Origin of the sequence: Mesorhizobium sp. B2-7-3 (genome assembly GCF_006440715.1) — a bacterium.
In the GTDB taxonomy this organism is placed as follows: Bacteria; Pseudomonadota; Alphaproteobacteria; order Rhizobiales; family Rhizobiaceae; genus Mesorhizobium; species Mesorhizobium australicum.
In genome coordinates this window covers 130,682-154,535 of sequence record NZ_VFTY01000001.1, presented here as the reverse complement: position 1 = coordinate 154,535, position 23,854 = coordinate 130,682, and the positions used below count along the sequence as shown (strand labels likewise).

Genomic DNA, 23,854 nt, shown 5'->3' with positions numbered 1-23,854 from the left:
ATGGGAAACATCACGCTCAAGAACGTCTCCAAGTCCTTTGGTTCGACGTCCATCATCCCCGGCCTCGACCTGGTGATCGAAAACGGCGAGTTCGTCGTCTTCGTCGGCCCGTCGGGTTGCGGCAAGTCCACGCTGCTCAGGCTGATCGCCGGTCTTGAGGACACCAGCGGCGGCACCATCAACATCGATGGCCGCGACGTCACCGGCGAGGCGCCGGCCAAGCGCAAGCTTGCCATGGTGTTTCAGTCCTATGCGCTCTACCCGCATATGACGGTGGCCAAGAACATCGCCTTCCCGCTGAAGATGGCGGGCGAGGACCAGGCGACCATCGACAGGAAGGTGAAGGACGCGGCGCGCGTGCTCAACCTTACCAACTACCTCGAACGCCGCCCCGGCCAGCTCTCCGGCGGCCAGCGCCAGCGCGTCGCCATCGGCCGCGCCATTGTGCGCCAGCCCTCGGCCTTCCTGTTCGACGAACCGCTGTCCAATCTCGACGCGGCACTGCGCGGCACCATGCGGCTGGAGATCAGCGAACTGCACCATCAGCTGAAAACCACGATGATCTACGTCACCCACGATCAGGTCGAGGCCATGACCATGGCCGACAAGATCGTCGTGCTCAACGCCGGCAATATCGAGCAGGTTGGCTCGCCGATGGAACTCTACAAGACGCCGAAGAACCTGTTCGTCGCCGGCTTCATCGGCTCGCCCAAGATGAACCTGATCGAAGGCGCGCCGGCTGGCAAATACACCGCCAAGACCATCGGCATCCGGCCCGAACATATGCAGATATCGACCACGGCGGGCGACTGGAAGGCGACGGTCGGCGTGGCCGAGCATCTGGGCTCCGACACGTTCCTGCACGTTCAAGCCGACGGCGTCGGGCCGCTGACGGTGCGCGCCGACGGCGAACTGGCGGTCCGCCATGGCGACACGATCTATCTCACCCCTGACAAGGCCAAGCTGCATCGCTTCGGCGCTGACGGCAAGGCGATGGCCCAGTGAGGGTGGGCCAGTGAGGATGGACCGGTGAGGATGGGACAGTGAGGCTGCAAGGCAAATCGGCGCTGGTCACGGGATCGGCGCGAGGCATCGGCAGGGCTTTCGCCGAAGCCTATGTGCGCGAGGGCGCCACTGTCGCGATCGCCGATATCAACCTTGAAGCCGCGCAGAAGACGGCCGCCGCGATCGGCGACAACGCCTATGCCGTGAAACTCGACGTCACCGACCAGGCATCCATCGATGCGGCGGTGAAGGCGGTGGAGGACAAGGCGGGCGGTCTCGACATCCTGATCAACAACGCCGCTTTGTTCGACCTGGCCCCGATCGTGGAGATATCTCGGGCGAGCTATGAAAAGCTTTTCTCCGTCAATGTCGCGGGCACGCTGTTCATGCTGCAGGCAGCCGCCCGGTCGATGATCGCGCGGGGCAAGGGTGGCAGGATCATCAACATGGCAAGCCAGGCCGGGCGTCGCGGCGAGCCGCTGGTCGCGGTCTATTGCGCCACCAAGGCCGCGGTCATCTCGCTGACCCAGTCGGCCGGGCTCGATCTGATCAAGCACCGCATCAACGTCAACGGCATCGCGCCCGGCGTCGTCGACAGCGACATGTGGGACGAGGTCGATGCCTTGTTCGCCAAATACGAGAACCGGCCGAAGGGCGAAAAAAAGCGGCTGGTCGGCGAAGGCGTGCCTTACGGCCGCATGGGCAAGCCGGAAGACCTCGCCGGCATGGCCGTGTTCCTCGCCAGTGACGAGGCCGAATACATCGTCGCCCAGACCTACAATGTCGATGGCGGCCAATGGATGAGTTGAAAAGAACGATTTGAGGGGGACGGCGCCTCTTTCTTTCCTCCGGAGAAGGCGCCGCGGGGGCGGGTGAGGGGCCGCATGCTGGAACACCAGGTGCGGCCCTCATCCTCGCCCTCCCGAAGGAGGCGAAACAGTCGGGCTGCAAATCGGCCAAAGGGTAAAGCAGATGACCGTGAAACTTTCTTCCTCGAGCCTCGTCAGGCTTCCGCCCAAGGTCGCAGGTCCGAACTATGACCGCTCGGCGCTGAAAGCCGGCATCGTGCATTTCGGTGTCGGCAATTTTCACCGCTCGCACCAGGCCGTCTATCTCGACGACCTGTTCGGTCAGGGCATCGGTCATGATTGGGCGCTGGTCGGCGCCGGCGTGTTCGACGGCGAGAAGATCGGCCGCGGCAAGCTTGAAGAGCAGGATTGGCTGACCACAGTGGTCGAGCAGGACGAGGGCGATATGAGCGCCCGCGTCACCGGCGCGATGATCGATTTCCTGATGCCGGGAGATGCCGCCGCCATCATCGATCGGCTGGCCGATCCGGCGATCAGGATCGTTTCGCTGACCATCACCGAAGGCGGCTATTTCATCGACCCGGCCTCCGGCGTCTTCAACCCGACCCATCCCGACATCGTCGCCGACGCGCAGCCGGGCGCCACACCGAAAACCGTGTTCGGCATTATCCTGGCCGGGCTGGTGCGACGCCGCCAGGATGGTATCGTGCCGTTCACCGTGATGTCCTGCGACAACATTCCCCACAACGGCCATGTCACGTCGGATGGTGTTATCGGCCTTGCCCGCCTGATCGACGAGGATCTGGCGAGCTGGGTCAGCGAGACGGTCGCCTTCCCGAACGCCATGGTCGACCGCATCACGCCGGCCACCAGCGACCGCGAGCGCAAGATCCTCGCCGACGATTTTGGCATCGAGGACAACTGGCCGGTGTTCTGCGAGCCGTTCCGGCAATGGGTGCTGGAAGACCATTTCACCGATGGCCGCCCGCCGCTGGAAAAGGTCGGCGTGCAGTTCGTTAAGGACGTCGCCCCTTATGAGCTGATGAAGATCCGCATCCTCAATGGTGGCCATGCCACGATAGCCTATCCGGCTGGGCTGATGGACATCCACTTCGTCCATGAGGCGATGCAGGAGCCGCTGGTGCGCGGGTTCCTCGACAAGCTCGAGCACGACGAGATCATCCCGACCGTGCCGCCGGTGCCGGACACGGTGCTGGAAGACTATTACCAGCTCATCGAGAAGCGCTTCTCCAATCCCAAGATCGGCGACACGGTGCGCCGGCTCTGCCTCGACGGGTCCAATCGCCAGCCGAAATTCATCATCCCGACCATCGCCGACCGGCTGAAGACCGGCAAAGGCGTTGCCGGACTGGCGCTGGAATCGGCCCTTTGGTGCCGCTACTGCTTCGGCGCGACGGACAGCGGCGCCGTCATCGAGCCCAACGACCCGAGCTGGGACCGGCTGAAGGCAACGGCGAAGGCGGCAAAGGACGCGCCCGCCGCCTGGCTTGCGATGGACGATATCTATGGCGACGTCGGCCGCGCCGCCGCCTTCGTCGAGGCCTTCGCCCACGCGCTCAACGTGCTCTGGGCCGATGGCACGCGCGCCACGCTGACGCGCTACCTCGCCGGCAAGCTCTGAGAGCCAGCCGGCATCATGACGCCTGAACTGGTCATCTTCGACTGCGACGGCGTGCTGGTCGACAGCGAGGCGCTCTCCGTCTCGGCGCTGCTCGGCATGATCGAACTCGCCGGCGGCAGTCTCGGCGAGGACGCTGCCTACGAGTATTTCCTAGGCAAGAGCATGAAGAGCGTGCGTGAGATCCTTGGCCGCGACTTCGGCCTGGAGATCACCGATCAGCATCTCACCGCCATGCGCGTCGAGCTCATGCGAAAGTTTCGCGAGGAGCTGAAGCCGATCCCCGGCGTCAAGGAGATGCTGCCGAAGCTCGGCCTGCCGTACTGCGTCGCCTCTTCCGGCACGCTGGAACGCATTCGTTACGCGCTCGACATCACCGGTCTGCTGACGCTGATGGAGCCGCATCTGTTCAGCGCGGCCATGGTTGCCAAGGGAAAGCCGGCGCCCGACCTTTTCCTCCACGCCGCCGCCACCATGCGAGCCCATCCGCGCAGATGTCTCGTCATCGAGGACAGCCCGGCCGGTGTCGCCGCCGCACGCGCGGCAGGCATGCGCGTCCTTGCCTTTACCGGCGGCGCGCACGCCGGCAATCCGGGATTGAAAGCTCGGCTTGCGTCGACCGAACCGGACTTTATATTCGCTGACATGCTGCAATTGCCCGATCTGATTGCAGGCCTGGGAGCGAGAGTTAGAGCATCTTGACGAAACAGTTTGTCTGCGCGGTCGATGTCGGCACCGGGAGCGCTCGCGCGGGCATTCTCGACGCCAGTGGCACCTTGCTCGGCCGCGCCGAGCGGCCGATCGCCATGAACCAGCCGAAGCCGGATCATGCCGAGCATGATTCGCGCGATATCTGGTCCGCCGTCTGCACCGCCGTGCGTGCCGCGCGGGAAAAGGCCGGCGTCGCCGCCGGGGATATTGCCGGTATTTCCTTCGATGCCACCTGTTCTCTGGTCGTGCGGGACAGGCAAGGCGGCCAGCTCAGTGTGTCGACGACCGGCGACAAGCGCTGGGACACCATTGTCTGGCTCGATCACCGCGCCATCGCCGAAGCCGACGAATGCACGGCGAGCGGCCACGAGGTGCTGAATTATATCGGCGGCGTCATGTCGCCCGAGATGGCGACGCCGAAGCTGATGTGGCTGAAGCGTAATCTACCGAAGACATGGAATGAAGCCGGCTACCTGTTCGACCTGGCCGATTTCCTGACCTGGCAGGCAACGGGCTCGCTGGCCCGCTCGCAATGCACACTGACAGCGAAATGGACTTATCTGGCGCACCAGGACAGCGCATGGCAGCGCGATTTCTTCGAACTCGTCGGCCTCGACGATCTTTTTGACCATGGCAATCTGCCCGAAAAGGCAAGCCCGGTTGGCGCCGATATCGGTCCGTTGACGGCGCAGGCAGCGGCGGAACTCGGCTTGACCGAAAACTGCCGCGTCGGCGCAGGCGTCATCGATGCCTATGCCGGGGCGCTTGGCGTGCTCGGCGGTTTTGCCGGCGACGACCAGAATATCGGCCGCCATCTGGCGCTGATCGCCGGCACGTCCTCCTGCGTCATGGCGATGTCGCCCGACCCGCAGCCTTTCGCCGGCGTCTGGGGCCCTTATTACGGCGCCGCGCTGCCGAAGCTGTGGCTGTCGGAAGGCGGCCAGTCGGCGACTGGGGCGCTGCTCGACCACATGATCCGCTGGCACGGCGCCGGCGGCGAGCCGAACGCGGGCATGCATGCCAGGATCGCCGGGCGCGTCGCCGAACTGCGCGCCGCCGAGGGCGAGAACCTTGCCGCGCGGCTGCATGTGCTGCCGGATTTCCACGGCAACCGCTCGCCGCTGGCCGACCCGCACGCCGTCGGCGTCGTCAGCGGTTTGACGCTGGATTCGTCGTTCGACAGCCTGTGCAAGCTCTACTGGCGCACCGCCGTCGGCATCGCGCTCGGCGTGCGCCATGTGCTGGAGGCGCTGAATGAGAACGGCTACCTGATCGACACGCTGCACGTCACCGGCGGCCACACCAAGAACCCGCTCTTGATGGAGCTCTATGCCGACGCCACCGGCTGTACGGTGGTCGAGCCGCTGGCCGACGAGGCGGTGCTGCTCGGCACCGGCATGGTGGCGGCGACCGCCGCCGGGCTGTTCCCCGACCTCAACGCCGCCTGCCTTGCCATGCAGCAGGGTGGCAAGACACGCGCCGCCAACCCGGCGGCCGGCCCCCGCTTCGATCGCGACTACCGTATTTTCCTGGAAATGCACCGGCAGCGGCAGGTGCTCGACGCCATCCGGTAGGTCTCAGCGCTCTATTGCTTGCGCAGGGACGCGCCCGATGTCGCGTCGAACAGGTGGATCGCTTCCTCCTCGAACGTATAGCGGACGGGCGCATGCAGCACCGGGCATTCGCGTGCCGGAACCAGTGCGCTGATCTCCTTGCCGCCGGAGCCGAAGGTCACCAGCGCGTCATTGCCATGGAATTCGATGAGATCGGCAGTGCCCTGCAATATGCCGGCGGCGCCGACGCTGGCCGTCTTCAGGTCCGGCGGGCGGATGCCCAGCACGGCGCGATCGCCCGGCTGGAGATGAAAACCCGCCCCGTCTATCGAAAGCACCGTTCCGGCGCCGGTCAGCGTCCAGCCGTTGCCGGCGCGGGCGACCGTCACATCGGCAAAATTCATGTTCGGCGTGCCGATGAAGCCGGCCACGAAAATATTGCCCGGCCGCCGGTAGATTTCCGCTGGCGAGCCGATCTGCTCGATGACGCCGTCCTTGAGCAGCACGATGCGGTCGGCAAGCGTCATCGCCTCCAGCTGGTCGTGGGTGACATAGACGGTGGTGGTCTTCAGCGACTGGTGCAGCCGCGCGATCTCGACGCGCATATGGTTGCGCAATTTGGCGTCGAGATTGGACAACGGCTCGTCGAACAGGAACACCTTGGGCGTCTTGATCATGGCCCGGGCGATCGCCACGCGCTGCTGCTGGCCGCCGGAAAGTTCGGCTGGCTTGCGGCCGAGATAAGGGTCGAGCCCCAGCGTCCCCGACACCGCTTCGACCCGCTTGCGGATCTCGGCCGCCGGCACCTTCTGGCGCCGCAGCCCGAAGGCGATGTTGTCGAAGATCGTCATGTGCGGATAGAGCGCGTAGTTCTGGAACACCATGGCGATGCCGCGATCCCCCGGATCGAGATCGTTGACCACCTTGCCGCCGATCGAGACCTCGCCGCCGCTGATGTCCTCCAGACCCGCCAGCATCCTGAGCAAGGTCGACTTGCCGCAGCCGGACGGGCCTAGGAACACGACGAATTCGTGCTCTTCAATGCTGAGGTTGAGATCGCGGATGACCGTGGTGGCGCCATAGGCCTTGTCGACATGGGAGCAAACAATCGCGGACATGGTCAGCCCTTTTCGCCTGTAAGCAGGATCTGCAGCTTGACGTCCTGCGGGTTGCCTTCGGCGGCTCGTTCGAACGCCTTGATGCTGTCGGCGAAATCATAGGTGCCGGTGATCAGCGGCTTGAGGTCGACCTTGCCGGAGGCGATGAGCTGCAGGGCGCGGTCGAAAATGTTGGCATAGCGGAACACCGTCTCGATGCGCACTTCCTTCGAGATCGCCGCCGGTACGTTGAGGGCCACCGGCTCCACCGGCAGCCCGACCAGCACCACCGCGCCACCTGGCCGCACGACATCGAACAGGTCGGCGAAGGCCTTGGGGCTCCCGCTCGCCTCGAAGACGATGTCGGCGCCCCAATTGTCGGTCGCGGCCGCGACGACGTCGACAAGCGACTGCTCGCCGATATTGACCGGCACGATGCCGGCATATTGCGCTGCGATCGTCAGCTTGGGCGCGGAAAAGTCGGAAATCAGCACTTTCGAACAGCCGCCGGCAAGGGCGGCAAGCGCGATCATGATGCCGATCGGGCCGCAGCCGACGACGACGGCGACATCGCCCGGAATGATGCGGGCACGGCTTGCCGCCTGCATGCCGATGGCGAAGGGCTCGACCATGGCGCCCTCGGCGAAGGAGACATTGTCGGGCAGCCTGTAGGTGAAAGCCGCCGGGTGCACGGCAAAGGGAGCAAGAATGCCGTGCACCGGCGGCGTCGCCCAGAAAGTGACGTCCGGGTCGACATTGTAGATGCCGAGTTTTGTCGCGCGCGACGACAGGTTCGGCACGCCGGGCTCCATGCAGACGCGGTCGCCGACTTTCAAACTCCTGACATTAGCGCCGACCTCGACGATTGTGCCGGCGGCCTCGTGGCCGAGCACCATCGGCGCCCGCACGACATAGCTGCCGATGGCGCCATGGGTGTAATAGTGCACGTCGCTGCCGCAGACGCCGACCGTGTGGATGGCGATCCTGACGTCGTCGGGTCCGACATCGAGCGGCAACGCGATCTCGCGCAGCGACAGTTCGCCTTTTTTCTCAAGTACCAAAGCCCGCATCGGGTCGTCCTCACTTCAAGTCTTTTTTTGCCGGAAAATGGAATTCAGGAAACCGCTGAGCACGCCGAGGAAAAGCAGCGGCGGCAGCGACAGGAGCACGACCGAGGCGTTCAAAATCCCCCACGGCACGTTCATGCCTTGCTGGGAGAGTTCGGAGGCGACGATCGGCAAGGTCTTGGCATTGGAACTCGACAGCATCAGCGCGATCAGGAACTCGTTCCAGACCAGCACGAAGCTGAAGGCAATCGCGCCGATCAGCGAACGGGCAGCCACGGGCAGCGCGATCCGCCAGAACACCGCGTAAGCGCCGTACCCGTCAACAAAGGCGGCTTCCTCGACTTCCTTCGGCACGGCCTGGAAGGCTGGGATGGCCAGCCACATAATCACCGAGATGGTGAGCAGGGAATAGGTGACGATCAAAGCCGGCAAAGTGTCGTAGAGGCCGAGCTGCAGCCAGATCACCATCAGCGGGATCGCCACCGCCACCGGCGGTAGGAAACGCAGCGACAGCACGAAGAACTGGATATCGCCGGCCCAGCGGTTGGGATAGCGCGCCACCGCGTAGGCCGCGGGCAGGCCAAGCACGACGCCGATCAGCACGGCCGTGCCGCAGGCGACGACCGAATTGTAGAGGCCCGTGATGACGCTGTCGCGGCCAAGGATGTAGCTGATGTTGGCAAGCGTCGGCGTGAACACGAGGCGGGGAACGCGGGTGATGATGTCGACGCTGTTCTTCAGCGAATTGAGCGCCGTCCACAGCAGCGGGAATACCGCGAGGAAGCCGGCGAAGGCTAGGACGGCCTTGGCGATGATGCGGCCGGGCCTCATGCCTGCACCCGCTTCCACAGCATCGTGAAGGTGATGACGGTGGCGATCATCATCAGCACGGCCATCGCCGAGGCGTAGGAGACCTTGCCGGACTCGATGAAGCCTTGCGAGAAGGCGTACATGTCGAGCGTTTCGGTTGCCACGCCCGGCCCGCCGCGGGTCATCACATAGATCAGGTCGAAGGAGCGCAGCGACTCGATCATCTTGACGAACATCAGGCTGATCAGCGGCGCCTTCAGCATCGGCAAGGTGACGTAGGCGTGGATCTGCCAGCGCCGGGCGTGGTCGAGTCGGGCCGCCTCGATCGGCTGCGGCGGCAAGGTCTCCAACAGCTTCAGCACGATGACGGCGAAGAACAGGCCCCATTGCCAGACGTCGACCGAAGCCACCGCGAACAGCGCCGTCGCGGGCTTGGACAGCGGGTCGAAGATCAAGCCGCCGGTAATGAGCCGGTAGGGGTAGGTGGCGATGCCGTAGAGGGGATGGTAGGCGAACTTCCAGACGAAGGCGGCCGAGACGCGCGGCAGCAGCACCGGGATGATGAACAGCAGGCAGTAGAGATTGCGCAGGCGCGGCGAGGCGGCCTCGAACATCAGCACGCCGAGCCCGATCGCCACCACCATCGTTGCCACGACGGTGACCACCTCCCACTTCACCGACACCCAGACGGCGTTGAGGAAGCGGCGGTCGGAGAATAGATCAAAGAAGTTCGAGAACCAGACCCAGGAATAGGCCGTCGAGCTCAGCTCGCGGTTCTGCAGGGCGACGATGATCGCGTAGAGCGTCGGCACCATCGACAGGATCAGCAGAATGACCAGCGTCGGCACGACAAAGGTGACCGGCAGGGATGAACGTCGAGGCATTGGTCTCAGGCCTTGCTGTGTCTCTGATATCTGGACATGACGGGCAGGCCCTCCTGCGACGCACAGGTTCCGGCGGTCCCGAGACTGCCGCGAACCGCGCGCCGCAAGAGGGAGGGACCTACTTCTTCACCAGCTCATTGGCATAGGCCTCGAGCTCGTTGAGGCTGCCCTTGACGTCGGTGCGCGTGCCGGCGATCAATTCCTCGAGGATGATGCCCCAGCGGTCGCCGAGATCCGGCCAGCGTGGATCCTGCCAGAAGTTCACCGCCGTCACCTTGCCTGTTTCGGCAAGCGCCTGGCCGAGATCGGCGCCGTAGATATCGGCGAACTCCTTGCTGGACAGGATGCTGGTGCGGTTCAGCTCACCGAACTGGTGGGCGTCGAGCCGGCGCTTCTCGTTTTCCTTCGACGTTGCCCAGGCGATGAACAGGCCGGCGCATTTCTTCGAAGCGTCGTCGGCATTGGCCTTCGCCGCGATGGCGAGGCCATGGCCGTAACCGCCGCCGGGAAGTGGCGAGGGCGGCGGCAGGAAGCCGATCTTGCCGACCACTTGCGAGGTTTTCGGATCGACCGCCATGCCCGAAAGCGGCGTCGATTCGACCAGGATCGCGACCTGGCCCGACAGGAAGGCGCCGGTCGATTCATCCCAGCTGCCGGTCTGCGTGCCGGGAGCCGAATCCTTGAACAGCTTCAGATAGGTCTCGGTTGCCTTGACCGCGGCCTCCGAATTGAAGGCCGGCTTGTCGCCGTCGAACCACTTGCCGCCATAGGCCCTGAAGAACGGCATCCAGCGCCAGACATTTGCGCCCGACCCGCGTGCGCCGCGCAGCGCGATGCCATACATGCCCTTGTCGGCATTGGTCAGCTTCGGCACGTCGGCGATCAGCTCGTCCAGCGTCTTGGGCGGCTGGATGCCGGCGGCCTCCAGCACGTCCTTGCGGTAGACCATCAGGTCGCCGCCGCCGGTCAGCGGCGCGAACCAGACCTTGCCGTCATAGGTGGCGACCTTCTGGCGGCCCGGGTCGAAGTCGGCATAGTCGTAGTCGGCCGGATAAAAATCGGTCAGCGGCACGATCCACTTCGACGAGGCGAAAAGCGCCACATTTGCTTCATCGACATAGTAGACGTTGTAGTTGCCGACTGTGGACGCGTCCGCGCGCGACTTGGCGCGGCGATCGTTCTCATTGAGATAATCGATCTTGAAGCTCGCGCCGGAGAGCTTCTCGAACTCGGCCTTTGAGTCCTCCAGAAGCGTCAGGCCGTCGCGTGGCTGCGCCAGCACCTTGACCGGTGCCGAACAGACCGGCGCCTGCGCCAGGGCTAGGGTTGAAACGGTAGCGGAAAGCACGAAAGCTGCGCCAAGGCAGGCAGCGAGCCGAACTGGTTTCATGATCTTTTCTCCTCCAGGAATACGTCGCAGGAAACGCAGGTCATCGGGTTGCGCGATCCTCACCATCGCCCGAACGACATGCCACCCGTCGCCAAAATGCGCAGTTGCGAGGGGCCAAGCTAGAAGCCCCGTTGCAGCAGACCTGTACTTTTATGCATTGTGCAGCGCAAAAATCGGCGCCCATATAGGGGACGCGTCACACGAGTATCGATCTGGTCCAAAAGGGTGATTCAGGATGCGCTTATGCGCGCATCGCCAGACGCTGCCGCGACAGCTTGCGATAGGATGACGGCGTCATCTTGTGCTTGCGCAGGAAGGCGCGGTTGAAGTTGGATATGTTCATGTAGCCGACCTGGAAACAGATGTCGGTGATCGGCACATCGGTATCAGCCAGGAGCTTGCACGCCTGCCACAGCCTGAGCTTGGCAAGATGGTCGCTGAAGGAATTGCCGGTGTTCTTCTGGAAGAACCGCGAGAAGGTGCTTTCGCTCATGCCGGCCAGCTCGGCCACGTCAGGCAGCTTCAGATCCTCCGCGAAATGCTGGAACAGATAGGTCAGCGTGCGCTGGATGATGTCGAGCGAGGCGGCATCGAGAACCGGCTGGAAGTTCGGTGACGACAACAGCTCATACTCATCGGTCCGGGCCAGCAGGTCGACCAGTTCGAGGAACAGGCAGAACCGGGCCAGCCCATGCACCGTACCCATCCGCTCCATCAGCGCGGCGCCTTCAAGCGCGGTCCCGCCGTGGAAGACCATGCCGCGCAGCGACCGTTCCAGGAACGGCTCCAGTTCGCGCAATTCCGGCAGCATGTCAGCCGATCCTCGCAGCCGCTCGGCATCGAATTGCAGCACGATGTCGCGACCCTCGATCAACTCGCCTGGCTGCACCGCGGTGACCCAGTCATGCGGCAGGCCACCACCGACGATGGTGAGGTAGCCCGGCCCGAACTCGCCAATATGGTCGCCGACCAGGACCACGCCGGAGGATTTCCGCAGCAGGTGGATCTCGTATTCCGGATGGAAGTTCCAGACATTGCGCTCCCAGGGATAGTCGTCCAGCCGCCACAGGAAACTGTCGCTCGCCTCGGTGACGATATGCTCGAAGGAAGGCGCCGTGCGCGGGATCGCCGCCGTGTTCTTTCTGCGTCTGAACGCCATCCTGCCTCCCATATTCGCCCGCCGCCGATGTTTTAATCCGGAGCAGCCCGGGCCGGCAAGGGAACGAGGCGACGCCTCCCGGCATGGCGCTGGCTCAATTTGTTCTCGCGCCCCTCCCTTGCCTTCATGTCGCATTTCGTTCAAGAGACGGCGCAAACGCGCGAAACCGAAGGTTTTGCCGTTTGCAATGCGGCTTCCGGCTCTTTGCCGACGCGCCGCAACCTTGAAAGAGCAGGACAATGTCCGCGATCGAAGCCGGCGCTCGCGCGCCGGAAAATCTTTGGCGTCAGGAAATCACGGCGACGCTGGCGCTGGCCTGGCCGATGGTGCTGACCAATCTCGGCCAGACGGCGATGACCGCCACCGACGTCATGATGATGGGCCGCCTCGGCGCGGACACGCTGGCCAGCGGCGCGCTCGGCGCCAACCTGTATTTCATGCCGCTGATCTTCGGCCTCGGCCTGATGCTGGCGACCTCGCCGATGATCGCCACCGAGCTTGGCCGCCGCCGCTATTCCGTGCGTGACCTGCGCCGCACCGTGCGCCAAGGCCTGTGGCTGGCGATCCTGATCTCGGTCCCGATCTGGCTCGTGCTGTGGCACGGCGAGGCCATCCTGCTGGCCATGGGCCAGGAGCCGGCGCTGGCGCGTCAGGCCGGCATTTACCTGCGCTGGCTGGAGTGGGCGGTGCTGCCCTTCTACGGCTACATCGTGCTGCGCTCGTTCATCTCGGCGCTGGAGCGGCCGGGCTGGGCGTTGGTCATCGTCTTCGTCGCCGTGGCCTTCAACGTGTTCGCCAACTGGGTGTTCATGTTCGGCAATCTCGGTGTTCCGGCCATGGGCATCGCCGGCTCGGGCCTTGCGACCTCGCTGTCCTCAACGCTGATGTTCGTCGGCATGGCTGTCGTGGTGATGTGGGAGAAAAAATTCCGGCGCTATCACCTGTTCGGCCGCTTCTGGCGATCCGACTGGCCGCGCTTCAAGGGCCTGCTGCGGCTCGGCCTGCCGATCGCCGGCATCCTCGCCTTCGAGGTGACGATCTTCAATGCCGCCGCCCTGCTGATGGGTCTGATCGACGCGGATTCGCTGGCCGCGCACGCCATCGCCATCCAGATCGCCTCGATTTCCTTCATGGTGCCGCTCGGCCTCAACCAGGCGGTGACGGTGCGGGTCGGGCTTGCCCATGGCGCCGGCAATCCCGAAGGTGTGTCGCGTGCCGGCTGGACCGCCTTCGTCATCGGCGTTTCTTTCATGGCGCTGATGGGGCTGGTGATGGTGCTTTGGCCGCATCTCCTGATCAGCGCCTTCATCGACCTTGGCAATCCCGCCAATGCCAGGGTGATCGCGCTAGCCGGTTCGTACCTGGTTTTCGCCGCCCTGTTCCAGGTCTTCGACGGCGCGCAGGCGGTTGCCGCCGGCATGCTGCGCGGCCTGCACGACACCAAGGTCCCGATGATCTATGCCGCGATCGGCTATTGGGGTGTCGGCCTGCCGCTCGGCGTGCTGCTCGCCTTTCATTTCGGCTTCCACGGCGTCGGCATCTGGATCGGCCTGTCTTCGGGGCTGGCGGTGGTGGCAGCGCTGCTTCTGGCCCGCTGGCTGCGCCGCGACCGCATCGTGCCGTCAGGCGCGTTCGGACATTGAACGCAAGACGGTCGCCAGCCCGCCGTCATGTCCTAACATTGCCGCTCATTAAAACGACGCCTTCAGATCGGCCCACGGACGCCCGCTAAGAGAAGGCCCTGGCATGAGATATTGAACGGTTCCCAAGCGGCAAACGTTTCCACCAAGAGACAAATGACCGAGGAGAATTATCATGAAGGCAATTGTGGTGACGGACCAGGCTGCGGGAACGGCCGGGATGAAGCTGGTGGAGCGGCCTGAGCCGCAGCCAGCGATAAACGATGTCGTCGTTCAGGTTCATGCTTCGGGATTCGTCCCGACCGAGCTGGCATGGCCCTCGACCTGGACCGATCGCCGCGGCCTTGACCGAACACCGTCGATCCTTGGGCACGAGCTGGCCGGAGTTGTCGTCGCACTCGGCTACGGCACAACGGGACTGTCGGTAGGTCAGAGAGTATTCGGCCTCGCCGACTGGCATCGCGACGGCACGCTCGCGGAGTATGTAGCCATGGAAGCACGCAACCTCGCGCCGCTGCCGGGCGACGTCGACTTCACGGTGGGCGCAAGCCTGCCGATCTCGGGTCTCACCGCGTGGCAGGGACTCTTCCAGCATGGCCGGCTTCAGGCGGGGCAGAGCGTCCTCGCGCACGGTGCGGCCGGCGCGGTCGGGTCGATGGTGACGCAACTTGCACGAGAGGCGGGCGCCTACGTCATCGGCACCGGACGCGCCGCCGACCGTCAGACGGTGCTCGACTTTGGCGCGAATGAGTTCGTCGACCTCGAGAACGACGCCCTCGAAGACGTGGGCGAAGTCGCTCTCGTGTTCGATGTGATCGGCGGGGAAATCGGGAAGCGGTCCGCCGGCCTGATTCGAGCCGGAGGAACACTGGTGTCCGTCGTCGGATCGACAGAGGCGCGGCCTGCCGACGGCCTGGCGGTTGACTTCGTTGTCGAGTCCGATCGTGCCCAACTGAGCGAGATCGTCCAGCGGGTGCGGGACGGACGACTGCGGACGAACATCGGCAACGTTTCGACCCTCAACGATGCCGTCGCCGCCTTCAACCCTACCGGGCGACGCACTGGGAAGACGATCATCCGCGTTCGTCCGTGAGGATTTGGAAACGGCGAGGGGCAAGGGTCCTCCTCGGTCGAAAGCTGAGCATCCAGCAGATCAAATGACCTTCAAGAGGCATTCGAACGCTAGGCACCGGGAGTTTCCGGCCGCCGTCGATGTTGGCCAGCGCAACACGCCGTCGGACTCAGCGCACCGCAGCCCTATTCTCGAGCCGTCGCGCATACTGCGTCAGCGGGAAGCACAGGGCGAAGAAGATCAGCGCCACCAGCCCATAGACCTTGAACGGTTCGAAGGTGGCGTTGTTGATGGCGTTTGAGGTTCGCACCAGCTCCTCGAAGCCGATGATCGAGGTCAGCGCGGTCGACTTGATCAGCTGCACCAGGAAACCGACCGTCGGCGCGCGGGTGATCGCAAACGCCTGCGGCAGGATGATCAGCCTGAGCTCCTGCAGATAGTGAAGGCCGAGGCTGGCGCCGGCATCCCATTGGCCTAATGGCAGCGCATCGACGCCGGAGCGCCAGATTTCGGCCAGATAGGCGCTGGCGAAGAAGGTGAGGCCGAGCACCGCCGCCGTCCACGGCTCGATGCGCAGGCCAAGCATCGGCAGGCCGAAGAACATCAGGAACAGCTGCATCAAGACCGGCGTCCCCTGGAACAAGGCGATGTAGCCGGAGGCAACGCGCCGGCTCCACTTGTTTTTGGCGATCCTCAGGAACAGCACCGCCATTCCGACCAGCGCGCCGCCGACGAAGGCGGCCAGCGACAAAAGCACCGTCCAGCGCGCGGCAAGCAGAAGGTTGCGCACAATGTCCCACAACGTGAACTCGATCATGACACGCCAGCTCCGAGCGCGCGGCGGCCGCCTGCAACCAGCAGCCGCCGCAAGGCCATCGACATCAAGAGATAGACCAGCGTGACGACGAAATACGTCTCGAAAGAACGGAAAGTGCGCGCCTGCAGCATGTCGGCCTCATAGGTCAGCTCGCGCACCGCGATCTGCGACACCACTGCTGATTCCAGCATCATGATGACGATCTGGCTGGTCAGCGCGGGATAGATGATCTTGAGCGCCTGCGGCAGCACGATCTTGATGAACACCTGGCGCGGCCTCAGCCCAAGCGCCAGGGCCGCTTCCGTCTGCCCGTGCGGCACCGCGTCAAGGCCGGCGCCGACGATCTCGATCGTGTAGGCGGCCATGTTGAGCGTCATCGCCAGCATGGCGGCCAGGATCGGATCGAGCCTGATGCCGAGGCTCGGCAGGCCGAAGAAGATGAAGAAGAGCTGCACCAGGAACGGCGTGTTGCGCATCACCTCGACATACCAGCCGATGGCCCTGCGCAGCAGCGCGGGGCCGCTTCGCCGCCCGGCGGCACCGAGGATGCTGAGCAGCGTGCCCGCAAGCGTGGTGACGGCGATCAAAAGGATCGTCGTCGCCGCGCCGTGCGCGATGTCGCCCACGGCACCTGGAAGCCAGCCGAAGGCCACGGCAACTCAATCCTTGAGGTTGTCGGGATTGAGCGGCGTCTTCAGCCAGGCCTTCGAGCTTTCGTCCAGCTTGCCGTCGGCCAGCATCTTGGCAATGGCGTCGTTGACCGCCTTCTTGAGGGCATCCTCATTCTTGTTGAGGCCGATATGCGAAGGCGAGGTCAGAAGCTGAAACTTCTGCTCCGGCTTCAGCGCATCCTGCTTGGCCAGCACCTGCGCGCCGACATCGTTGCCGACGACCATCAATTGGGTCTGGCCTGAGATGAAGGCCTGGATCACTGAATTGTAGTTGTCGAAACGCTTGATGTCCGCCGAGGCCGGTGCTGCTTCGGTGAGCGAGGTGTCTTCCAACGTGCCGCGATTGACGGCGATCGACTTGCCGCCGAGATCTTCCTTGCCTTTGACTGGCATTGCCGCCGGACCGATCACCGCGATGTAATAGGGCGCGTAGGCAGCGGCGAAGTCGATGACCTGCTCGCGCTCTTTCGAGTAGCCGACGCTCATCAGGATGTCGACGCGATGGTCGTTCAAATAGGGGATGCGGTTCTGGCCGGTGACGGCAACGGTGTTGAGCTTCACCTTGAGCGTGTCGGCGATGTACTGCGCCACATCCATGTCATAGCCCTTGAGGCTCATGTCGGCACTGGCCGAGGAGAAAGGCGGGAAGTCGGCGAAGACGCCGACATTGATGGTGCCGGCCTTGGTGATGTCGGCCAGCGCGTCGGCATTGGCGGCTTGCGTGGCGAAGCCGGCTAACCCCAGGAGCAGAACGGCGGCGATGGATGATTTGCGGTGGATTGTCATTGTCATTCCCCTTCTGGAAGCTTTTGATTGTTTGGGTCGGCCGCCGGCTCCAGTGCGGCGGCCGCCTTTCTCTGTCAGGCCCCCTTGCCTGATACTGCCGGGCTGAACACCATCAGGCTCAGGATCTCGAACAGCACCTGCGCGCCGGCGTGCGCCGTGTTGGTGGTGGCGTCATATTGCGGCGCCACCTCGACGACATCTCCACCGACAATGTTGAGACCCTTGAGGCCGCGCAGCAGTTCGAGCACTTCGCGCGTCGTCAGCCCGCCGACTTCCGGCGTGCCGGTGCCCGGTGCGAAGGCGGGATCGACGCTGTCGATGTCGAAGGACACATAGGTCGGGCCGTCACCGACTATTCTGCGCGCCTTCTCGATGATGGCGGGAATGCCGAGACCGGTCACTTCCTCGGCATGGACCACGGTCATCCCGGACTCGTAGGTGAATTCCCACAGATATTCGGCCGAGCCGCGGATGCCGATCTGGATGGTGCGCGTCGGATCGAGCACGCCGTCCAGCACCGCGTTGCGGAACGGACCCCCATGGTGGAATTTGGTCAGGTCGAACAGGCCGCTGGTGTCGCAATGGGCGTCGATGTGGATCAGGCCGACCGGCGCCTTCTTGCCGACCGCCTTCAGGATCGGGTGGGTGATCGAATGGTCGCCGCCGACCGACAACGGGATGACCCCGGCGTCGACGATCTGGTTGATGCGCCGCTCGATATCCTCATGGCTGGTCTCCAGCCGGTAGCGGCTCTGGAACGGAACGTCGCCGATGTCGGCGACCCTGAGTTCATGCGTCGGCGCGCATTCCAGCACATGATTGTAGGGGCCGATGCGCTCGATCGCCCGCAAGGCGCGCGGCCCGAAGCGCGAGCCCGGCCGGTTGGTGACGCCGAGATCCATCGGCACGCCTGTTATCGCCACCTGCAGGTCGCCGAAGTCCGGATTGTCCGCTGCGATTTCGCGGTAGGGCGCGGCAAGGAAGGTCGGGATGCCGGAATAGGGCGCCAGCCGCGTGCCGCTCTTGGAAAAGATCTTGTCGGCGACCTTGCGAAATTTCGGGTCGAACATCTCGCCGCCATGGCTCTCGCCATATTTGCGACGCAGCGCATCGAGCTTGCCGCGATCGTATCCCATATCCGCTCCTCCTCGGCTGATGCAGTGGTGCCGGCGGTGACTTCGGGCGAACCGACCGTCATCCGGCCGGGCCGGCTGTCCGGCTGGCAGTCTGCAGATTTCACGTCTTGATGTTGTTCCGGATCAAAGTGTCCGGCAGCCGCTTTGAAAAAGCAATTGATATTGTTAGGGTGTTTCCTGTGAGAAAATCTCACAATGAAGCCGAGCATCCATGGCCAAGCGCCTGCCACCTCTCAACCCGCTGCGCGCCTTCGAGGCCACGGCCCGCCATGCCTCGCTGACCAAGGCGGCGAGCGAACTGAATGTCACGCACGGCGCCATCAGCCATCAGATCAAGGCGCTGGAGCAATCGCTTGGCGTCAAGCTGTTCGAGCGCGTCGGCCAGCGGGTCAAGCTGACCCCGCACGGCGCCGAACTTTTGCCGGCGGTATCGGTCGCCTTCGACGGTATCGCCGCCGCCACCCAACGGCTGACGCGGCCGGCAAGCAGCGGCGCGCTGTCGGTGTCCTGCGTGCCTGCGTTGCTACTCTTGTGGATGACGCCGAGGCTGGGCAGCTTCACCGCGCAATATCCCGACATCCAGCTGAAGCTCATTCCCTCCAACGATCCCAGGGATATCCGGGCGCCGCATATCGATGTCTGCGTGCACTATGGCGATGGCAGCTGGACCGACTGCTGGATGCGCAAATGGTCTGGCCTGGAGCTGTTCCCGGTGGTCAGCCCGACGCTGATCAACAACCGGCCGATCCGCAATGTTCGCGACCTCGCCGAACATGTCTTGCTGCATGGCGACGATGGCCGCGAGTGGCACACCTGGCTGGCCGCCGCCGACGCGCTGGACCTGGAGCGCGGCCGGCGTCATCATCTCGGCGATGCACGCATGACGGCGGAAGCCGCCGTCCATGGCCACGGCGTGGCGCTGGGCGACTCGGTGACGGCAAGCGCCCTGCTGGCCAGGGGCATGCTGGTCGCGCCGTTCAGCCTGTCGGTGCCGGCGGTCGACGATTTCTATGTCGTTTGCCGCAATGAAATGCGGGCGACGCCGATCGTGCAGGTGTTCATCGACTGGCTGTTTGCCGAGAAGGCCGGGGATGACGGCCGCGCCGACGCCCCGGTTGCGGGCCGCCTCGTCACCCGCCGCAAACGTCCCGCGCTCAAGGTGATGGGCGGCAAACCCACATAGCCGCATGCAGGGCTTTCTTTTTGTCGGGCCAGCCTGAAAGCGGGCAGCGTTTTTGCCAATTCGATGCTATGAGGCCTGTCGCGATTGTGGGTGGCAGGCAGCGAAGGCGGCAGCAAGCATGGCAAAGACCGATATTGCGCGGCGTGTCTATAACCACACCTGGAAGCTCGACCCGATCGTGCGCAGCCTGCTCGATACGGATTTCTACAAGCTTTTGATGCTGCAGATGATCTGGGGCATGTACCCCAAGGTCGACACCACCTTCTCGCTGATCAATCGGACGACTTCGGTCCGCCTCGCCGACGAGATCGATGAAGGCGAGCTGCGCGAACAACTCGACCATGCCCGCACCTTGCGCTTCTCCAAGAAGGAAATGATCTGGCTGGCCGGCAACAATTTCTACGGCCGCAAGCAGATTTTCGAGCCGGAATTCCTCGCCTGGCTGGAAGGGTTCCGGCTGCCCGACTATGAGCTTTCCAAGCGTGACGGCCAGTACGAGCTCTCTTTCTCCGGCCCTTGGATGTACACCACGCTTTGGGAGATCCCCGCGCTCGCCATCATCAATGAATTGCGTTCGCGTGCCGCTTTGCGATCGTTCGGGCCTTTTACGCTCGACGTGCTCTATGCCCGCGCCAAGGCCAAGATGTGGGCCAAGACCGAACGGCTGAAGGCGCTGCCCGGCATCCGCATCTCGGATTTCGGTACCCGCCGGCGCCATTCCTTCCTGTGGCAGCGCTGGTGCGTCGAGGCGCTCAAGGAAGGCATCGGCGAAGCTTTCACCGGCACCTCCAACGTGCTGCTGGCCATGGACAATGATCTCGAAGCGCTGGGCACCAACGCGCATGAACTGCCGATGGTGTTCGCGGCCCTTGCCAATTCGGAAAAAGAGCTGAAGCAGTCGCCCTACAAGGTGTTGCAGGACTGGCAGCGCTACTATGGCGGCAATCTCTTGATCGTGCTGCCCGATGCTTTCGGCACCGCCTCGTTCCTGCGCGACGCGCCGGACTGGGTCGCCGACTGGACCGGCTTCCGCCCCGACAGCGCGCCGCCGATCGAAGGTGGCGAAAAAATCATCGACTGGTGGCGCGAGAAGGGCAAGGACCCCAGGCAGAAGCTGCTGATCTTCTCCGACGGGCTCGAGGTCGAGACCATCGAGGAGACCTACCGCCACTTCAAGGGCAAGGTGCGCATGTCCTTCGGCTGGGGCACCAACCTGACCAACGACTTCGAAGGCTGCGCGCCGACCGAGACCAACAGCCTCGACGCCATATCGTTGGTCTGCAAGGTCACCGAGGCCAATGGCCGGCCGGCGGTCAAGCTCTCCGACAACCCGGCCAAGGCGACCGGCGATCTCAAGGAGATCGAGCGGTATTTGAGGATTTTTGGGCAGAAAGATCGCGTGGAGCAACTGGTCAAGGTTTGAGGGTGGGCGGACTCTTGGACAGTTCGAGTTCTGTCGTAGAACGCCTCCGTCTGCCGTTCGCCTTATGGTTCTCGGCCTTGTGGCTCGTCTCCCCCACTCTCGCCTTCGCCCACGCCTCCGACCGCGGCCACGTCCTGCTCCTTCCTACCGGCTATTATCTCGCCGGCGGCGCTTTCGCCGTGGCCGCCAGTTTCCTTGTCTTGGCATTGCTGCCGCCCGACACCCTAGACCGTTTCTGGCGCCGACGCCTGCCGCTATTCGCATTCGGCGACAGCGTCCGCGCCGCCATCAGCTTGATCTCCTTTGCCGGTTTTGCAATTCTCCTCGCCGCCGGCTTCATAGGCAGCCGCGACCCGCTCTCCAACCCGCTGCCACTGGTGGTGTGGACGCTGCTATGGGCCGGCCTGACACTGCTGCAAGGCGTGTTCGGTGACCTCTGGTCGTGGCTCAACCCCTGGTACGGCCCGTGGCGGCTGCTGTCGCGGCTGACCGGCGGAAGCGATGACGGCGTCAGGCAACTTCCGCAATGGCTCGGCTGCTGGCCGGCTGTCATGCTGTTTTTTGCCTTCGCCTGGTTCGAACTCGTCTATCCCGCTCCCGACGATCCGGCGCGGCTGGCCTTTGCCGCCGGCCTCTACTGGCTGTTCACCCTGCTGGCCATGCTGGTGTTCGGTTACGACAGATGGAGCCGCAGCGGCGAATTCCTCGGCCTCTTCTTCTCGATGGTGGCGCGTTTCGCGCCGATCGAGCGCGGCGACAAAGGCCGTCTTGCGCTGTGCTGGCCGGGCGCCAAGCTGCTCCAGGCCGAGCCGCTGCCCGCCAGCGGCATCGCCTTCCTGCTGCTCGCTTTGTCCTCGGTCTCCTTCGACGGCCTGTCGAAGACCTTCTCCTGGCTCGGCCTGTTCGGCATCAATCCGCTCGAATTTCCGGGCCGCACAGCCGTGATCGGCAGCGGCACGCTCGGGCTCGTTATGACATTCGTGCTGCTCGCGGCGGTGTTCCTGCTTGCCGTCGTCCTCGGCCAGCGTCTTGCCCGCGGCGGCCAGCCTTTCGCCCAGGCAGCGGGCATGCTGGTGTGGTCGATCGTGCCGATCGCGCTCGCCTACCATGTCGCGCATTATCTGACGGCGCTGCTGGTCGACGGCCAATATGCGCTGGCCTCCCTGTCCGATCCCTTCGCGCTGGGCTGGAACCTGTTCGGCACCACCGACATGCAGGTCGAGGCCGGCATCGTCGCCGGCGCGGCGTCGGCATGGTGGCTGTGGAATGTCCAGGCGGGCGCCATCATCGTTGGCCATGTGCTCGCTGTCCTCGTCGCGCACGGCTTTGCCTGGCGCCTGCATCCCCAGCCTGCCCGCGCCGCGCTCAGTCAGTTTCCGCTCACCGTATTGATGATCGCCTACACCATTTTCGGTCTCTGGCTGCTTGCCACGCCGACAGTCGGATGAGACAAGCCATCTCCTGTGAGCCATGCCCCGACGGAAAGCTTGCTTGCCAGGCCAAGCCTTTGGTGATTTAGTTTGTACACATGCAATTTTGCATCCTCTTGCCGAGGATGTTCGAGCCGCCTTATCGTTGGTCAAAACACAAAAACAGGGGAACGAACGTGACTGACAAGAACGGATTTTTCGATCTCTCCAAAACCACACTCACCCGCCGTACCACGCTGAAGGGCCTCGCCGCCGGCGCTGGCCTCGCCATGGCGCCCGGCTTCGTCCGCTACTCCCAGGCACAGAGTTCGGCGCCGATCAAGATCGGCTTCCAGTCGCACCGCACCGGCATTGGCGCCGCCTATGGCCGCTGGTACGAGAAGACGACCGCCGCCGCGATCAAGGCGATCAATGCCGCCGGCGGCATCAATGGCCGCCAGGTCGAGGTGATCATCGAGGATGACGGCACCGATCCCGGCCGCGGCGCCGAAGTGGTCGGCAAGTTCGCCACCCAGCACAAGACCGACATCGTCTTCGGCACGCTGTTCTCGCATGTCGTCATCGGCTCGGCGCCTGCCGCCGGCGAAAACAAGATGCCCTACTTCATCGTCAGCGAAGGTCACCACGTCGCCTCGACCAAGCTCAACCGCTATGTCTTCCAGCCCGGCATCACCGACGTGAAGAGCCAAATCCAGTCGATGGCGCCATGGATCGCGGCCAATGCCGGCAAGAAGGTGACGCAGATATTCCCCGATTTCGCCTTCGGCTACGACCATCGCGACTACCTGCCGCCGGCGCTGAAGGCGCAAGGCGCCGAGGTGATCGCGCAGATCGCCATTCCGCCGACGGAATCGTCCTTCACCAAGTACTTCCCGCAGATCCCGGCCGAGACCGAGGTGATCTACCACGTCATGGTCGGCCCGGCGGTGCTCACCTTCGTCAAGGAACTCGGCGAGTTCTACGGTTCCCACCGGCCGCAACTCTTCGGCTTCATCGATTCGCTGGAAGCCGTGGACATCAACAGTCCCGGCCTCGAATTCCTCGACGGCAGCCATTTCTGGGAAGGCTCGCCGCGCTACGCCCAGCCCGACGACACCGAAGCGCAGAAGGCCTATCGGGCCGCTGTCGGCATTGACGACAATGGCGCCGCCGTCGGCGACGCCAAGGATGTCTCCACCGCCGCGCACATGTTCGGCTGCTGGGAAACGCTCTACGTCGTCAAGAAGGCGATGGAAGACGCCGGCTACAAAGGCCCCGAAGACCGCGCCAAGCTGGTCGAGGCGACCGAGGCGCTGAAGGAATTCGCCGAAGGCCCGGAGCATCCGCAGGGGCCAAAAACCTTCAATGGCAAGATCCACCAGTGCTTTGGCATCCAGAATATCTCCAAGGTCGAGGGCGGCAAGCTGAAGGTCGTACACAAGACCAAGATCGAGGACGGGCTTTACGAGGCCGAAGGGGATTACACGACGCAGGCGCTGTGAACTTGGCCATCTAGCAAGCGTGAGCGCCAAGGCACCCCCCTCTGGCCTGCCGGCCATCTCCCCCGCAAGGGGGGAGATCGGCAGTTCGTAT

At 64.0% G+C, this 23,854-nt stretch carries 21 protein-coding genes; 11 read left to right on the top strand and 10 right to left on the bottom strand.

Features of this window, described 5'->3' with window-relative positions; genetic code table 11:
- From FJW04_RS00770 to FJW04_RS00750, 5 genes are all read left to right on the top strand, one after another.
- Positions 1 to 1,005 carry an ABC transporter ATP-binding protein gene (locus FJW04_RS00770; protein WP_015314488.1) on the top strand — a complete coding sequence of 335 codons (1,005 nt, stop codon included), beginning with the start codon at positions 1 to 3 and terminating at the stop codon, positions 1,003 to 1,005.
- Positions 1,006 to 1,043: 38 nt separating this feature from the next.
- Entirely contained in the window at positions 1,044 to 1,814 is a 771-nt protein-coding gene (locus tag FJW04_RS00765; protein WP_140660188.1) for an L-iditol 2-dehydrogenase, read from the top strand.
- A gap of 163 nt (positions 1,815 to 1,977) precedes the next feature.
- A complete protein-coding gene (locus FJW04_RS00760) occupies positions 1,978 to 3,456 on the top strand; it encodes a mannitol dehydrogenase family protein (protein WP_140711780.1) in 1,479 nt (492 codons plus the stop codon).
- Between the two features lie 15 nt (positions 3,457 to 3,471).
- The gene (locus FJW04_RS00755) at positions 3,472 to 4,155 is read left to right on the top strand and encodes an HAD-IA family hydrolase (RefSeq protein ID WP_140711778.1); all 684 of its coding nucleotides are present in this window, start codon (positions 3,472 to 3,474) and stop codon (positions 4,153 to 4,155) included.
- Positions 4,152 to 5,738 carry an FGGY-family carbohydrate kinase gene (locus FJW04_RS00750; RefSeq protein ID WP_140711776.1) on the top strand — a complete coding sequence of 529 codons (1,587 nt, stop codon included), beginning with the start codon at positions 4,152 to 4,154 and terminating at the stop codon, positions 5,736 to 5,738. Before FJW04_RS00755 ends, FJW04_RS00750 begins: the two co-directional genes overlap by 4 nt.
- A gap of 11 nt (positions 5,739 to 5,749) precedes the next feature.
- Here FJW04_RS00750 and ugpC read toward each other — a convergent pair whose 3' ends face one another.
- From ugpC to FJW04_RS00720, 6 genes are all read right to left on the bottom strand, one after another.
- Positions 5,750 to 6,835, bottom strand: a complete 1,086-nt coding sequence (gene ugpC / locus FJW04_RS00745) for a sn-glycerol-3-phosphate ABC transporter ATP-binding protein UgpC (RefSeq protein WP_140711774.1) — start codon at positions 6,833 to 6,835, stop codon at positions 5,750 to 5,752.
- 2 nt (positions 6,836 to 6,837) lie between these two features.
- On the bottom strand, positions 6,838 to 7,884 hold the full coding sequence (locus tag FJW04_RS00740) for an NAD(P)-dependent alcohol dehydrogenase (RefSeq protein WP_140711772.1): 1,047 nt from the start codon (positions 7,882 to 7,884) through the stop codon (positions 6,838 to 6,840).
- 15 nt (positions 7,885 to 7,899) lie between these two features.
- The gene (locus FJW04_RS00735) at positions 7,900 to 8,712 is read right to left on the bottom strand and encodes a carbohydrate ABC transporter permease (RefSeq protein WP_140660182.1); all 813 of its coding nucleotides are present in this window, start codon (positions 8,710 to 8,712) and stop codon (positions 7,900 to 7,902) included.
- Entirely contained in the window at positions 8,709 to 9,575 is an 867-nt protein-coding gene (locus tag FJW04_RS00730; protein ID WP_140711770.1) for a sugar ABC transporter permease, read from the bottom strand. The genes FJW04_RS00735 and FJW04_RS00730 overlap by 4 nt, the downstream gene beginning before the upstream one ends.
- 118 nt (positions 9,576 to 9,693) lie before the next feature.
- Positions 9,694 to 10,965, bottom strand: coding sequence for an extracellular solute-binding protein (locus FJW04_RS00725; RefSeq protein WP_140711768.1), 1,272 nt, complete (start codon positions 10,963 to 10,965; stop codon positions 9,694 to 9,696).
- Positions 10,966 to 11,206: 241 nt separating this feature from the next.
- Complete coding sequence (locus tag FJW04_RS00720) at positions 11,207 to 12,124, bottom strand: AraC family transcriptional regulator (protein ID WP_015314478.1); 918 nt, start codon at positions 12,122 to 12,124, stop codon at positions 11,207 to 11,209.
- 239 nt (positions 12,125 to 12,363) lie between these two features.
- Here FJW04_RS00720 and FJW04_RS00715 point away from each other — a divergent pair, with 239 nt between their 5' ends.
- Together FJW04_RS00715 and FJW04_RS00710 are read left to right on the top strand one after the other, a co-directional pair.
- Entirely contained in the window at positions 12,364 to 13,767 is a 1,404-nt protein-coding gene (locus FJW04_RS00715) for an MATE family efflux transporter (RefSeq protein ID WP_140711765.1), read from the top strand.
- A 172-nt stretch (positions 13,768 to 13,939) separates the two neighbouring features.
- Positions 13,940 to 14,857, top strand: coding sequence for an NADP-dependent oxidoreductase (locus tag FJW04_RS00710; RefSeq protein ID WP_140711763.1), 918 nt, complete (start codon positions 13,940 to 13,942; stop codon positions 14,855 to 14,857).
- 148 nt (positions 14,858 to 15,005) lie between these two features.
- Here FJW04_RS00710 and FJW04_RS00705 read toward each other — a convergent pair whose 3' ends face one another.
- The 4 genes from FJW04_RS00705 to speB all read right to left on the bottom strand — a co-directional run bounded on the left by FJW04_RS00705 (position 15,006) and on the right by speB (position 18,246).
- Positions 15,006 to 15,653: an amino acid ABC transporter permease gene (locus FJW04_RS00705; protein WP_140711761.1), complete on the bottom strand. Its 648-nt coding sequence runs from the start codon at positions 15,651 to 15,653 to the stop codon at positions 15,006 to 15,008.
- Complete coding sequence (locus FJW04_RS00700) at positions 15,650 to 16,306, bottom strand: amino acid ABC transporter permease (protein ID WP_140615284.1); 657 nt, start codon at positions 16,304 to 16,306, stop codon at positions 15,650 to 15,652. Before FJW04_RS00700 ends, FJW04_RS00705 begins: the two co-directional genes overlap by 4 nt.
- Before the next feature lie 6 nt (positions 16,307 to 16,312).
- Entirely contained in the window at positions 16,313 to 17,116 is an 804-nt protein-coding gene (locus FJW04_RS00695; protein ID WP_181172842.1) for a transporter substrate-binding domain-containing protein, read from the bottom strand.
- A 68-nt stretch (positions 17,117 to 17,184) separates the two neighbouring features.
- Positions 17,185 to 18,246: an agmatinase gene (speB, locus tag FJW04_RS00690; RefSeq protein ID WP_140711757.1), complete on the bottom strand. Its 1,062-nt coding sequence runs from the start codon at positions 18,244 to 18,246 to the stop codon at positions 17,185 to 17,187.
- Positions 18,247 to 18,457: 211 nt separating this feature from the next.
- Here speB and gcvA point away from each other — a divergent pair, with 211 nt between their 5' ends.
- The 4 genes from gcvA to FJW04_RS00670 all read left to right on the top strand — a co-directional run bounded on the left by gcvA (position 18,458) and on the right by FJW04_RS00670 (position 23,763).
- Positions 18,458 to 19,429 (top strand): transcriptional regulator GcvA, encoded by a 972-nt coding sequence (gene gcvA, locus FJW04_RS00685; RefSeq protein ID WP_140711755.1) that lies wholly within the window; start codon positions 18,458 to 18,460, stop codon positions 19,427 to 19,429.
- A 118-nt stretch (positions 19,430 to 19,547) separates the two neighbouring features.
- Complete coding sequence (gene pncB, locus FJW04_RS00680) at positions 19,548 to 20,852, top strand: nicotinate phosphoribosyltransferase (protein ID WP_140711753.1); 1,305 nt, start codon at positions 19,548 to 19,550, stop codon at positions 20,850 to 20,852.
- 50 nt (positions 20,853 to 20,902) lie between these two features.
- Positions 20,903 to 22,300, top strand: coding sequence for a hypothetical protein (locus FJW04_RS00675; protein WP_246673704.1), 1,398 nt, complete (start codon positions 20,903 to 20,905; stop codon positions 22,298 to 22,300).
- A gap of 158 nt (positions 22,301 to 22,458) precedes the next feature.
- Complete coding sequence (locus FJW04_RS00670) at positions 22,459 to 23,763, top strand: ABC transporter substrate-binding protein (protein WP_140711749.1); 1,305 nt, start codon at positions 22,459 to 22,461, stop codon at positions 23,761 to 23,763.
- The last annotated feature ends 91 nt before the right edge of the window (positions 23,764 to 23,854 follow it).